Here is a 12,416-nt window from a genome sequence, read left to right as displayed (position 1 = left end):
GCAACCGCCCGCGCACCGATGAGGTACCGGGACACGCCCGCAGGCCCGCACCCGCCCCGGTGGCGCGATGTCGTCGAAGGGCACGTCGAACATGTCGTGCAGGACGAATGCGAGCCGCTCGGCGGGAGGCAGCGTCAGGGCTGGCCACCGCTACCTGCTGGTCCGCCGCAGCCGCGCCACCCGCGAACTCGCCTACTGCCGCTGCTACTCGCCCCAGCCGGTGCCGCTGACGACGCTGGCGCGGGTCGCGGGATCAAGATGGCGCATCGAGGAGACGTTCCAGGCCGGCAAGGGCCTGGCTGGCCTCGACGAACACCAGGTCCGCCGCTACACCTCCTGGACCCGCTGGGTCACCCTGGCCATGCTCGCCCACGCCTTCCTGGCCGTCTTCCGCGCCGACGAACACACCCGCCGCCCCGCACCGGACACGTTGATCCCGCACCTGCAACGAGATCGCCCGCCTGTTCATCGCCCTCGTTGCCCAACGCATCCACGACACGGCCCACCGGCTCGGATGGTCCCACTGGCGTCGCCGCCACCAAGCCCGATCCTGAGCCAGCCACCACTGCCGTCAAGCCGCCTACTCTGCCTGAGCGCACTCGATCACGTGAGCATGAAGTCCCGGGGCGCGACCCCGCGTCACGGCAACGAGCGTGTGAGCCATACCACTTCACCGTTGTCGTCCGTGGAAACGTGATCCCGCTCGAACCCGAGCTTCTCAAGGACACGGAACGACGGTGTGTTCCACGCGCCGACGGTCGACCAGAGCCGTTTCCGCCCAGTCGCAATAGCGGCATCGAGCACCGCGTTGGCCGCCTCGGTGGCGTAGCCACGCCCATGCGCGCGCTGGAACAACTCATACGCGATTTCAGGCTCCTCTACGGTGGAGCGGCCGATGATCAACCCGCAATAGCCGATGAAGTCGCCTTCGTCACGGCGCTGGATGGGCAACAGGGCGATCCCCGTTGTCGCCGTCGCGGTGAGCAGCTTCGCGATGGACGTCCGGGTGTGCTCAACCGTGGGCGTCCCGTTGCCGCGTTCGGAGAGGAGGGCGCGGAACTCAGCGGCGTCCGACTCGGCCCACGGCCGCAGTATCAGCCGCTCGGTCTCAAGGTGGAACGACATCGTCTCGTACGTAGACATGCCCCTACTCTGCCTCACGGATCATCACGAACTGCAGCTGGAGTAGGGTGCGGTGCCGCCGCCCGCACCGCCTTCGTGATCTACCTCGCGTCGATCACCATCTCGCAGAAAATCCCGGGAAGTTAGCAACTGTCCGGCGCGAAGGCCGTCCATACCTCTCGGGAGAGCTGCCCAGTCACCAGCAACGGCGGAGTCTTCGACCGGTGGTGTACTGGCGTTCCCTCTCCGAGCGCCAGCAGGTGCTCCATGAGGACCGGCCATGTGCCGCTACGCCACCAGACGCCCTGACGGTGCCGGACCCTTTCGGGCGGCCCGCAGGCGCCTCCTAGGCCAGTCCAGGCCAATCCCGGGGTGGGGCAGCCGCAGCTACTCTCCACAGCCCCGAGGGGTGGCGGCCAGGATACGGACCGCATCCGTGCGGCTCGGCCGGGTCCAAGGGCGGTCAGGCAGTCAGCCCGCGGACAGCGCCCTGGCGATTTTGCGGGCGTCGATCGCCATTTCCCGGAGCATCCCACTGATGGGGTTGGTGAAGCCAACGAAGTAAAGACCGGCAGCCTTCGTGGAGGCACGGCCGCCGTGGGGCACTGGCCTGCCCCGGACGTCCAGCACGCCGAGGTGGCCCACCAGTCCGTCCAGCCCGCGCCGGTAGCCGGTCGCCGCGATCAGCGCCTGGGGCTGGATGCGGGTGCCGTCCGCCAGTACCACCTTGTCCTGGTCGAACGACTCGACGGCCGCCACCGGTTCCACCGTGCCGCGCCTCACCGCGTCGATCAGGCCGACGTCCTGCACCGGGATCGCGCCGTCCTTGACCCGGGAGTAGAGGCCGGTGGCGGGGCGCGGCAGGCCCCGGTCCGAGAGGTCGGGGACCGACAGGCGGCACATCAGGTCGCCCGCCCGGTCCACCAGGCGCACCGGAAGGCGGCGTACGAGAATGCCGGTCGCCTGCGCGGGCCAGCCGGCCGTCGAGCGGCGCACGATGTGCGGGACGGTGCGTACCGCGAGCCGCACCCGTGCCGCGCCGCCCTCCACCAGGTCCACGGCGATCTCCGCGCCCGTGTTGCCGGTGCCGACGACGAGGACGTCCCTGCCTTCGTAGGGGCGGGGGTTGCGGTACTGGCTCGCGTGGGTGAGTTCGCCGGTGTACGTGTCCCGGCCCGGCCAGTCGGGGACGTACGGCGTGTGGTTGTAGCCGGTGGCGACCACGACCGCCGACCCCGTCAACTCCCGCCCGCCGGTGGCGTGCAGTAACCAGCCGGTGCCGCCGGGCGCGGGCTCGATGCGGGAGACCTCGACGCCGGTGACGATCTCCAGTTCGTGGAACTCGGCGTACTTCTCCAGGTAGCGGATGACGTCGTCCCGCGCCACCCAGCGCCCGAACGCGCGCGGTATCGGAAGCCCCGGGAGGGCGGAGAGGCGGCGGGTGGTGTGCAGGCGGAGGCGGTCGTAGTGCCCGCGCCAGGAGGCGGCCACGGAGGCGGACTTCTCCAGTACGACGGCTCGTACGCCCTGTTCGCGCAGCGCCGCGGCGGCGGCGAGTCCGCCCGGCCCGGCGCCGATGACGTACACGGGGCGGTCGTTGGTGGTGATGTCCATGAATGCTGAGCGTAACGGTGTCGTCACTTGGTGGGTCTCGGTCAAGAGGGGAATGGGTTACAGATTGATCACGCGCGCACACCTCTTGCGCACAAGCTGTCTCATCGGTTCAACTGACGTACCGTCAGATTGGTTCGGTGGAGGGTGGGTGGACCGGAATGCAGACCATCTGGCTCGGCGGCGCCGAGTGGCTCGCCGTGCTGCGCATCGGCCTCGGCCTGTGGTGGCTGGAGAGCTGGCGGCACAAGGACAAGAAGGGCTGGTTCGAGCGCGGCACCGGCATAGCCTGGGCGCAGGACGTCGCGGCCAAGCACCGGTGGGCCACGGTCAAGACCGGCTTCGACCGCGTCGTCGCACCCCGCCCCAAGGTGATGGCGTACATCGTCGTGTACGCCGAACTGGCCCTCGGACTCGGCCTGGTCGTCGGTTTCCTCACGCCCGTGGCCCTCGTCGGCGGCCTGCTCCTCAACCTCCTCTACCTGGTCCTGATGATCCACGACTGGGCCGAGCAGGGGCAGAACGCGATGATGGCGCTGATCTCGCTCGTCGCGCTCTTTGCCATGTCCTGGCAGACGTGGTCCGTCGACCATGCGATCGGACTCTTCTGATGAGCGGGACGAGTGGCGCGGCGACGCCCGACATCGACGCCTTCACCCGTCCGTACTGGGAAGCCGCCGCACAGGGCCGCCTCCTCGTGCGCCGCTGCGGTGCGTGCGGCGAGGCGCATCACTATCCGCGGGAGTTCTGCCCGCGCTGCTGGAGCGACGACGTGGAGTGGGAGCAGGCCGGCGGCCGCGCCACGCTCTACACCTGGTCGGTGGTCCACCGGAACGACCTCCCGCCTTTCGGCGCGCGTACGCCGTACACGGCGGCGGTCGTCGATCTCGCGGAGGGGCCGCGCATGATGACGGAGATCGTGGACTGCGCGGAGGGGGAACTCCGGATCGGGATGGAGCTGGAGGTCGCGTTCCGGGAGGTTGGCGATGCGGTGGAGACGGACGGGTGCGCCGTCCCTGTCTTCCGGCCCGCGGCCTGCCGGGCCGCGCGAACCGCGTAGCGCAGCGGGACCCACGGCGCTGGGTTCGGTCGGTGCAGACCATCACTCAGCGAGAGTTGCGGGACCACTTCGCCGCGGTCATGGACGCGGTCGAGACCGGCGAGACCTACCGCATCACCCGCAATGGGATGGACGTCGCGGAGTTGCGGCCGCTGACGCGCAAGAAGGACCTCACGTCCGATGAGCTCGTTGCGCGCGCCCGCAGACTTCCCCGCATCGATCACGAACAGATGCGGCGCGAGGCCGACGAGTTGTTCAATGGCTGAATGATCAAAGAGATAGCCCCCGCCGACCTGCGGGGTCACGGGCTTCGCCTGCGCACCTGGCAGCCCGATGACGTCGGCTTACTGCTCCGCGGAGTCCGCGACCCCGAGTACCAGCGCTGGAACACCCACCATGCGCCCATCCTCGACGAGGCCGCCGCGGCAGCGCTGCTGCGCGACCGCGCGGACGGCTGGCAGCGCGGGGTCGCCGCCTCGTACTGCGTCACCGACGAGACCACCGGCGCCGCCCTCGGCCATGTCGGTCTCAACGCCATCGTCCCCGCCCTGCGCACCGCCCGCGTCGGCTACTGGACCCTCCCCGAAGCCCGCGGCCGCGGAATCGCGGGGCACGCCCTGGAGCTCGTCAGCCGCTGGGCATTCGACGACATCGGGCTGCACCGCATCGAGCTCGGCCATGCCGTCGGCCACGAGGCGTCCTGCCGGATCGCGCTGCGTCACGCGTACGTGTACGAAGGCACCCTGCGCGGGGCCATGCCCGAGGCGTGGGGCTCGAGCACCTTCCAAGACATGCACCTGCACGCGCGGCTCGCCACGGACTAAGGCCAGAGCAGCTCCCGCACCCACGCCTCGCCCTCCCGGCGGTAGCGCAGGCGGACGTGGCGGCGGCGCTCGTCGCCCTGAAAGAATTCGACCTCGTCCGGTTCAACGACGTACAGCGTCCAGGTCGGTACGTCGGCGTCCGGCTCTGCCTGCGCCCGCTCCCACGCAGCCTCCGACGCCCGCACCAACTCTTCGTACTCCGGCAGGATTTCGCTCTGCCTGCCGACCAGCGCGGAGGCGAGCGCGCCCGTCGACCGTGCGTGCAGGTCGGCCCGGCTCTCGGCCGGTGTCCCGGTCGTCACCCGGCCCCTGACCCGAACCTGCCGGCCCCGCGCCGGCCAGTAGAAGCCGAGCGCCGCGTACGGGTGCGCGGCGAGGTGGCGGCCCTTCGCGCTGGTGGCGTGCGAGGCGAAGTGCCAGCCGTGCTCGTCGGCGTCGTGCAGCATCAGCGTCCGTACGTCGGGCAGCCCGTCTTCGTCCACGGTCGCCAGGCTCATGGTGTGCGGCTCGGTCTGGCCGGCCGCGACGGCCTCCTCGAACCACTGGTGGAACAGGGGGAGGGGGGCTTGCGGTGCGGTGGCCGGGTCGAAGGCGGGCAGCTTCGTGTCCCATACGCGCTGGGAGCGGAGCAGGTCCTGGAAGTGGTGGTGGGTGAACAACAGTTCCCATTTCTTTCAGTGGATATCAGTATTCTCAGTGAATAACCTGACATCGTGAAGCTTTCCGAGTGGGCAGCACGCAACGGCGTGCACTACCAGACTGCATGGACCTGGGCGAAAGAGGGCCGTATGCCGGTCCCGGTCGTCCAGACGCCGTCCGGTACATGGCTCGTGAACGAGTCGGCCCCGAAGGCCGCCGGGCGGGTCGTGGCGTACTGCCGTGTCTCGTCCGGTGACCAGAAAGCGGACCTGGAACGGCAGGTCGCCCGGACCGTGCAGGGCGCAACGGCCCAGGGGCTCGCCGTCGCTGAGGTGGTGACGGAGGTTGGCTCCGGCTTGAACGGGCGCCGCCGCAAGCTGCACCGCCTGCTCGCCGACCCGGGTGTGGGGACGATCGTGGTCGAGCACCGAGAACGCCTCGCCCGGTTCGGTGTCGAGCACCTGGAAGCCGCTCTCTCGGCCACGGGACGGCGCCTGGTTGTCCTCGACCCGGCAGAGACCGCCGACGACCTCGTACGGGACATCACCGAGGTCCTGACCTCGATGTGCGCCCGTCTGTACGGCCGCCGCTCCGCGAAGAATCGCGCCGCCCGCGCCGTCGCCGTCGCCACCGGCCCGGAGGCGGCCGGATGAAGAAGTTCACGCCGCGGCCGGGCTTCACCGTCCTCGCGCACAAGCTCGCGCTGGACCCGAACGCCACGACCAACCGGCACCTGCACTCGCACGCAGGTGCCGCGCGGGCCGCGTACAACTGGGCGGTCGCGTACATCACCGCCGTGTGGTGGCAGCGGAAGGCCGAGCAGTCGTACAACATCCCCGAGGGGGAGCTGACTGAGTGGCGGTCGTGGTCGTTGCCCTCGCTGCGGAGGGCGTTCAACGAGGCCAAGCACACCGATCCGCGGTTCGCCGGCTGGTGGGAGGAGAACTCCAAGGAGGCATACAACACCGGCCTGGCGGGCGCGTCGGTGGCGTTCGACAACTACGCGAAGTCGAAGAGTGGCAAGCGCAAGGGCCCGAAGATGGGCGTCCCCCGCTTCAAGTCGAAACGGAAAGCGCGCCTGACCTGCCGGTTCACCACCGGCACGATCCGTATCGAGCCTGACGGCAGGCACATCACCCTGCCCAGGATCGGCACCGTCCGTCTCCACGAGAACCGAGCCGATCTGCGAGCCCTCATCGATGATGGGAACATGCGGATCCTGTCCGCGACGGCATGCCTGGACCGGGGCCGCTGGTTCGTCGCACTCCAGGTCGAACAGAAGCACCAGCTGGTGAAAGTGGCCCGTCCGGACGCGGCGGTCGGTATCGACCTCGGCATCAAGACCCTCGCGGTCCTCGCGGACAGCGACGGTGTCCTCAGCGAGGAACCCAACCCACGCCACCTCGACCGCGCACAGAAACAGCTGCGCCGCGCCAGCCGGATCGTCTCCCGCCGCCGCGGCCCCGACCGGCGCACCGGACAGCAGCCCTCCCGCCGCTGGGAGAAGGCCAACCAGGCGCGGAACAAGATCCATCACCGGGTCGCGAACCTGCGCGAGGACACCCTCCACAAGATGACGACCCGCCTCGCAGCCGAGTACGGCACGGTCGTCGTCGAAGACCTCAACGTCGCCGGAATGGGCCGCAACCGCCGCCTGTCCCGCCGCGTCGCGGATGCCGCGTTCGGCGAGATCCGACGCCAGCTCACCTACAAAACCCGTCGGCACGGCACACGCCTCGTCGTTGCCGACCGCTGGCTCCCCTCCTCGAAGACCTGCTCCCGCTGCGGTGTGGTGAAAGCCAAACTGCCCCTCAGTGTGCGTGTCTTCGAGTGCGACAACTGCGGCCTGGTCCTTGACCGGGACGCGAACGCGGGACACAACCTGGTCGCCCTCGCGGCCCGCACGACAGGTACCGGAGTGGCCGGAGACCTGGACCCTGCCGTCAAAGCGGAGTCGAAGCCCCGTGGAGCCGACCGCAAGACCCGCACCACCCGTCCGCGCCGCAAGGCCGGGACGGGGCGGGCAGGTGGCGCAATCCCCAGCCCCCGGGCCGGGAAGGAAACGGGAGACCGTCAACAAGCCACCAGGGTGCAACTCGGGCTCTGGTGACACCGTTACGGACCATTCCGGCGGAAACGCCGGGATTGCTGAGATCACTTGATGATCAAAGCAACGGTGCATGTGGTGATCGGTTCGGGCCATCCCACACCATGAGTCAGTTGTTCCGGCCCAGCACCACCGTCCCCGACGAGCAGAACCAGCCGCCCGTCCCCGACGCCACCGCCAGCTCCGGCAGCCTCCCGCCCGCCTTGCGGACCTGGCCTTCGCCCGCCTCGCCCCTCAGCTGCCGCACCGCTTCGACCAGCAGGAACAGCCCGCGCATCCCGGGATGGCAGGCGGACAGGCCCCCGCCGTCGGTGTTCACCGGCAGCTCGCCTTCCCGCAGCAGGCGGCCCTTCTCGACGTACGCCCCGCCCTCCCCCTTCGCGCAGAAGCCCAAGTCTTCCAGCGTCACCAGGGTCATGTAGGTGAAGGCGTCGTAGATCTCGGCGAGGTCGATGTCGGCAGGGCGCACTCCGGCCCGCTCGAAGGCGAGGCGCCCCGAGACGGCCGCGGGGGAGACCGTGAAGTCCTCCCACTCGGACATGGTGGTGTGCGAGACCGCTGTCCCGGCGCCGAGCACCCACACCGGAGCCTTGGCCGAATCCGGGACGTACTCCTCCGCGACCATCAGGACCGCGCAGCCGCCGTCGCTGCGGATGCAGCAGTGCAGCTTGGTGAAGGGGTCGGCGATCACCGGGCCGGACAGGACCTCGTCGACGGTGATCGGGTCGCGGTACATCGCGTCCGGGTTGGTGGCGGCGTTCGCCCTTGCCTGGACGGCGACTTGGGCGAGCTGCTCCAGGGTGGTGCCGTACTCGTGCATGTGGCGGCGGGCGGCCATCGCGTACTTGGATACGAGCGTGTGCCCGTACGGCACCTCGAACTGGAGCGGGCCGCGCGCCCCGAAGGAGAGGTTCGAGGTGCGGCGCCGGGCCTTGATGTCGGCGCGGGCGGTCGATCCGTACACCAGCAGTACGGCATTGGCGTGCCCGGCGGCGATGGCGTCGGCGGCGTGCGCGGCCATGACTTCCCAGGTGGAGCCGCCGACGGCGGTGGAATCGACCCAGGTGGGGCGCAGCCCGAGGTACTCGGCGACCTCGACCGGGGCGAGGGTGCCCAGGCCTGCGGAGGCGAAACCGTCGATGAGGCGGCGGTCGAGGCCGGAGTCGGCGAGGGCGCGGCGGGCGGCCTGGGCGTGGAGGGCGTGGGGGGTGGCCTCGTCGACGCGGCCGGTGTCGGAGAGGGATATGCCGACTATGGCTACCTTGCGGTGGGGGCGAGGTCGGGGTGTGGGCATAGATCTGACGGTACATCAGATGTGGGCTGGGTGGTGGCTGCGGAAAGAAGCTCACCCCCCTGTGCATCCCAGTCGGCTGCCCCTAACATGACGCCCCGTCAGATACAGATGGAGGGGAGCTCCATGGACGCCGCCTTCACCGCGGAACAGGACGAAATCCGCCGCACCCTGCGCGAACTGCTCGCCAAACGTTGCGGCCCCGACGAAGTCAAGGCGGCCGCAGCCACCACCACCGGCCACGACCCCGCACTCTGGCAGCAGCTCGCCCAAGAGCTCGGCCTCCCGGGCCTCGCGCTGCCCACCGCCCACGGCGGCGTCGGCTGCACCACCGCCGAACTCGCCCTCGCCTGCGAGGAGACGGGCCGCACCCTGCTCCCCTCCCCCCTCCTCGGTACGGCCGTACTCGCCGCGCCCCTCATCGCCGACCTCGGTACCGACGCCCAGTGCGCCGGCCTCCTCCCGCCCATCGCCGCCGGCGCTCTGACCGCCACCCTTGCCGTACCGGGCGCCGGCCTCTCCACCGCGCTTGCCCTGACCGGCGACAACGCGGGCGGGGAGTGGGCCGGGGGCGGCCGCGCCGGGGGCGTGCAGGCGCGGCGGGTGGACGGGCAAGGCCGGGTGGACGGGGAAGGCCGGGTGGACGGTGGGTGGCGGTTGTACGGGGAAGCGGGGCAGGTGCTCGACGGGCACAGCGCCGGTCTGCTCCTGGTCGCCGCGCACACGGGCGGCTTCGCCCGCAGCCGCACGCTGCTGTTTCTCGTACGGGCCGACTCGCCGGGGCTCGTGCGCGTACGGCAGACCTCCCTGGACGAGACCCGCCCGCAGGGGCGTATCCAACTGCGCGACGTCGGCGGGGAGTTGCTGGGGGGCAGCGACGCTGCCGACGTGCCCCGCGCGCTGGCCGCCGTCGGGCGTACCGCCGCCACCGTGCTCGCCGCCGAGGCGGTCGGGGCGGCCTCGCAGGCGTTGGAACGTACCGTCGACTACGTCAAGGCCCGCGAGCAGTTCGGGCGCGCGATCGGCTCCTTCCAGGCGGTCAAGCACCGGCTGGCCGACCTGTACGTACAGGTGCAGGCGGCCCGCTCGGCGGCGTACTGCGCGGCCTCGGACCCCACCACAGGCGGTCTCGCACTTGCGCAGGCCCTCGAAGCGCTGCGCAGCACCGCGGGCGAGGCCATTCAGCTGCACGGCGGGATCGGCTTCACCTGGGAGCACGACGCGCATCTGTACTTCAAGCGGGCGGCGGCCGACGAGCTGCTGTTCGGCCCCGTCCACCGGCTGCGCGACCGCGCGGCGGAGCTCGCGGGCCTCTTCGGTCCGCAGGAGGAACGAGAGGCGGTGGCGGGCTGATGCCGCCAGGTACCCGGCTGATCCAGAAGGTGTCGTCGACCCGCACCTTCGCGAAGATCGCCCCGCATTTCATCCCGGCCATGGACCGCGCGGTCCACCGCCTGACCAGGGGCAAGGTGATGCTGAGCGCCCAGATGCTGCCCGGCGTGATCCTCACCGCGAAGGGCGCCAAGAGCGGCCTGCCCCGGACTACGCCACTCGCGTGCATGCCGGAGGGGGACGGCGGAAGCGCCGGCACCTGGATTCTGATCGGCAGCAACTTCGGCCGTCCGGGGCACCCGGCGTGGACGGCCAACCTCCTGGCGCACCCGGACGTCGGCATCAGCTGGCGGGGGCAGGACATCCGGGTCAGGGCGCGGCTGCTGGAGGGCGAGGAGCGGGAGGCGGTGTGGCGGGCGGTGCTGATGTTCTGGCCGCCGTACGCGACGTACCAGACGAGGGTGGACCGGCAGATCCGGCTCTTCCGGCTGGAGCGCCGCTGAAGCAAGTGGGGGAATGCCGCAGCGGCGGACCGAATCACGGTCCGCCGCTGCGTAGACAGGACTGGAGCTGGAGACTGCAGATCGGAGGCTGTGGGCGGGGTGGACGGGGTGGGCGGGAAGCGACGCGGATCTACTTCGTCGGCTTCTTTCCGGTGATACCCAAGTGCACCAACAGGGCCAGATTGGGCCTGAGTTCGGTCTGTTTCACACCCCAGGTCTGGAAACCCTTCTGGTGCGAGGCCACCGCCGCCAGCATCGCGACCAGCGATCCGGCCATAGCCGCCGGGCTCACGTCCTTGTCGACCTTGCCCTTGGACTGGAGATCCTTCACCGACTCCGTAAGGGAGTTGGTGACGGAGTTCAGGATTTTCATGCGGATCTTGTAGAACCGCTTGTCGCCCTCCGCGGCGCCCAGATCGACCACCCGGAGGATCGCATCGTTTTTGCGCCAGAAGTCGAGGAAGCCCTCGACAAGTTCCTCGGACGTCGCCCAGCCCGCCTTGCCGACCCAGGAGCGGCCGGAGACGAGTTCCGTCAACCCGGCGCCCTCCTTTGCCATTTCCTCGGCAATTTCGAGGACGGCACCTTCGACGTCAGGGAAGTACTGGTAGAACGTCGCTGGTGAAGTCCCCGCTTTCCGGGCCACGTCGATGACTTTGACGTCCCGGTAGGGCGAGGAGCTGAGCATCTCGCTGAGGCAGTCGAGCAGCTTCTGCCGCGTCGCTTGGCCGCGTCGTCCGGCCACGCGGCCGTCGACGGTGCGTACTTGTCCTGTCATGCCGTCAGCTTACCGAGGGGTGATCGGAGCGCGATTCGGCCGACTGCAAATGGGGAACCGGCCAGCAGCGCCGCGAGCGTACGTCACGTGTACGTCGTCCGTGCGTCGTCCCGTATCGAGCACCGCGCCGGCCCTGCATCCACCCCTGACCCGAATAGTCTTATCAACAGCCTGTGGACAACTTTGGTGGACAACCCAAGCATCCCAAGGTGCAATGTAACGATATGTGACCATATGTTCGATTCCCTCCTCTGCGCGCCAGGCGGCAGCCCGTTACTTTGAGTGTGACGGGCACCACATCGCCTCGCACATGCAAGGAAGGACCGGGCCCATGGCCGGACTCGAATTCGCGGAAGGCACCCCGTGCTGGGTCGAGGTGGCGCTCGCCGACCTCGAAGCGGGCATGCGCTTCTACGGCGAGCTGTTCGGCTGGACCTACGCGGACCCGGGCTTCACCAGGCAGAGTCTCTTCGTGTACGCCGTCAGCGACGGCAAAAAGGTCGCCGCCCTCGCGCCGAAGCTCGACGGCCGCATGCCCACCGCCTGGGGCGTCTACTTCGCCACGGACGATGCCGCCGCCCTCGCCCGAAAGATCAAGGACGCCGGCGGTCAGATGGTGACGGACCCCGTGCCCGTACCCCCGCTCGGAACGATGGCCATGGCCGCCGACCCCGGCGGCGCCGTCTTCGGGCTCTGGCAGGCGGGCACGCACGCCGGTTTCGAGAAGCGCGACGAGCCGGGATCCTTCTGCTGGACCGAGGTCTACTCGCGCCGTAAGGAACTGACCGACCCCTTCTACGAGACGGTTTTCGGCTTCCAGGGCTTCGATCTGGAAGAAGCAGGCCAGGACTTCAGAACCTGGTCCCCGGCAGGCGCCGACGCGGGACCCGACACGGCCATCGGCGGTCGCAGTCTCATAGGGGACGTCTTCCCGGCCGAGATGCCGGACCACTTCATGATCTATTTCGTCGTCGAGGACTGCGACGAGGCCGCTGCGACGGCCGTCGCTCAGGGCGGCCGCATCCAGGCAGAGCCCTTCGACACCCCCTACGGACGTATTGCGGTGCTCACCGACAATCAGGGCGCAACCTTCGCCGTACTCGCAGAGCCGGAAGAGACCGCCGCATAACCTTCACATCAGTGAAGAAA

14 protein-coding genes and 1 pseudogene are annotated in these 12,416 nt (G+C 69.6%); 10 read left to right on the top strand and 5 right to left on the bottom strand.

Annotated elements, in window-relative coordinates:
• Positions 1-136 precede the first annotated feature (136 nt).
• Positions 137-554: pseudogene (locus tag PXH83_RS12260) on the top strand (IS701 family transposase); the annotation flags it as partial.
• Between the two features lie 85 nt (positions 555-639).
• Here PXH83_RS12260 and PXH83_RS12255 read toward each other — a convergent pair.
• Both PXH83_RS12255 and PXH83_RS12250 read right to left on the bottom strand, forming a co-directional pair.
• Entirely contained in the window at positions 640-1,143 is a 504-nt protein-coding gene (locus PXH83_RS12255) for a GNAT family N-acetyltransferase (protein WP_274559764.1), read from the bottom strand.
• A 450-nt stretch (positions 1,144-1,593) separates the two neighbouring features.
• The gene (locus tag PXH83_RS12250) at positions 1,594-2,736 is read right to left on the bottom strand and encodes a flavin-containing monooxygenase (RefSeq protein WP_274559762.1); all 1,143 of its coding nucleotides are present in this window, start codon (positions 2,734-2,736) and stop codon (positions 1,594-1,596) included.
• Positions 2,737-2,894: 158 nt separating this feature from the next.
• On the opposite strand from PXH83_RS12250, the gene PXH83_RS12245 reads away from it, so the two are divergent.
• Genes PXH83_RS12245 through PXH83_RS12230 form a run of 4 tightly spaced genes read left to right on the top strand, consistent with a single transcriptional unit; the run spans position 2,895 to position 4,617 of the window.
• On the top strand, positions 2,895-3,344 hold the full coding sequence (locus tag PXH83_RS12245) for a DoxX family protein (protein WP_274559760.1): 450 nt from the start codon (positions 2,895-2,897) through the stop codon (positions 3,342-3,344).
• Positions 3,344-3,793 carry a Zn-ribbon domain-containing OB-fold protein gene (locus PXH83_RS12240; RefSeq protein ID WP_274559758.1) on the top strand — a complete coding sequence of 150 codons (450 nt, stop codon included), beginning with the start codon at positions 3,344-3,346 and terminating at the stop codon, positions 3,791-3,793. Before PXH83_RS12245 ends, PXH83_RS12240 begins: the two co-directional genes overlap by 1 nt.
• A 32-nt stretch (positions 3,794-3,825) precedes the next feature.
• Positions 3,826-4,059, top strand: coding sequence for a type II toxin-antitoxin system Phd/YefM family antitoxin (locus PXH83_RS12235; protein ID WP_274559757.1), 234 nt, complete (start codon positions 3,826-3,828; stop codon positions 4,057-4,059).
• Entirely contained in the window at positions 4,060-4,617 is a 558-nt protein-coding gene (locus PXH83_RS12230; RefSeq protein ID WP_274559755.1) for a GNAT family N-acetyltransferase, read from the top strand.
• Here the strand turns inward: PXH83_RS12230 and PXH83_RS12225 are convergent.
• Positions 4,614-5,276: a pyridoxine/pyridoxamine 5'-phosphate oxidase gene (locus PXH83_RS12225; protein WP_274559753.1), complete on the bottom strand. Its 663-nt coding sequence runs from the start codon at positions 5,274-5,276 to the stop codon at positions 4,614-4,616. The two genes, PXH83_RS12230 and PXH83_RS12225, sit on opposite strands and share 4 nt — an antisense overlap.
• Before the next feature lie 54 nt (positions 5,277-5,330).
• Here PXH83_RS12225 and PXH83_RS12220 point away from each other — a divergent pair, with 54 nt between their 5' ends.
• On the top strand, positions 5,331-5,909 hold the full coding sequence (locus PXH83_RS12220; RefSeq protein WP_274559751.1) for an IS607 family transposase: 579 nt from the start codon (positions 5,331-5,333) through the stop codon (positions 5,907-5,909).
• Positions 5,906-7,366 carry an IS607 family element RNA-guided endonuclease TnpB gene (gene tnpB / locus PXH83_RS12215; RefSeq protein WP_274559749.1) on the top strand — a complete coding sequence of 487 codons (1,461 nt, stop codon included), beginning with the start codon at positions 5,906-5,908 and terminating at the stop codon, positions 7,364-7,366. The genes PXH83_RS12220 and tnpB overlap by 4 nt, the downstream gene beginning before the upstream one ends.
• Positions 7,367-7,472: 106 nt before the next feature.
• Here tnpB and PXH83_RS12210 read toward each other — a convergent pair whose 3' ends face one another.
• Positions 7,473-8,657 (bottom strand): thiolase C-terminal domain-containing protein, encoded by a 1,185-nt coding sequence (locus PXH83_RS12210; protein ID WP_274559747.1) that lies wholly within the window; start codon positions 8,655-8,657, stop codon positions 7,473-7,475.
• Between the two features lie 123 nt (positions 8,658-8,780).
• Between PXH83_RS12210 and PXH83_RS12205 the strand changes: the two genes are divergently transcribed.
• Both PXH83_RS12205 and PXH83_RS12200 read left to right on the top strand, forming a co-directional pair.
• The gene (locus PXH83_RS12205) at positions 8,781-10,007 is read left to right on the top strand and encodes an acyl-CoA dehydrogenase family protein (RefSeq protein WP_274559745.1); all 1,227 of its coding nucleotides are present in this window, start codon (positions 8,781-8,783) and stop codon (positions 10,005-10,007) included.
• Positions 10,007-10,489: a nitroreductase family deazaflavin-dependent oxidoreductase gene (locus PXH83_RS12200; protein WP_274559743.1), complete on the top strand. Its 483-nt coding sequence runs from the start codon at positions 10,007-10,009 to the stop codon at positions 10,487-10,489. Before PXH83_RS12205 ends, PXH83_RS12200 begins: the two co-directional genes overlap by 1 nt.
• A 130-nt stretch (positions 10,490-10,619) precedes the next feature.
• Here PXH83_RS12200 and PXH83_RS12195 read toward each other — a convergent pair whose 3' ends face one another.
• Complete coding sequence (locus PXH83_RS12195; protein WP_274559740.1) at positions 10,620-11,267, bottom strand: TetR family transcriptional regulator; 648 nt, start codon at positions 11,265-11,267, stop codon at positions 10,620-10,622.
• A 331-nt stretch (positions 11,268-11,598) separates the two neighbouring features.
• Between PXH83_RS12195 and kbpA the strand changes: the two genes are divergently transcribed.
• The gene (kbpA, locus tag PXH83_RS12190) at positions 11,599-12,396 is read left to right on the top strand and encodes an AfsK-binding protein KbpA (RefSeq protein ID WP_274559738.1); all 798 of its coding nucleotides are present in this window, start codon (positions 11,599-11,601) and stop codon (positions 12,394-12,396) included.
• Positions 12,397-12,416 lie beyond the last annotated feature (20 nt).

This window comes from Streptomyces spiramyceticus, from assembly GCF_028807635.1.
Taxonomy (GTDB): domain Bacteria; phylum Actinomycetota; class Actinomycetes; order Streptomycetales; family Streptomycetaceae; genus Streptomyces; species Streptomyces spiramyceticus.
The sequence above is the reverse complement of the archived record's forward strand: the minus strand, read 5'-3'. Positions and strand labels throughout refer to the sequence as shown.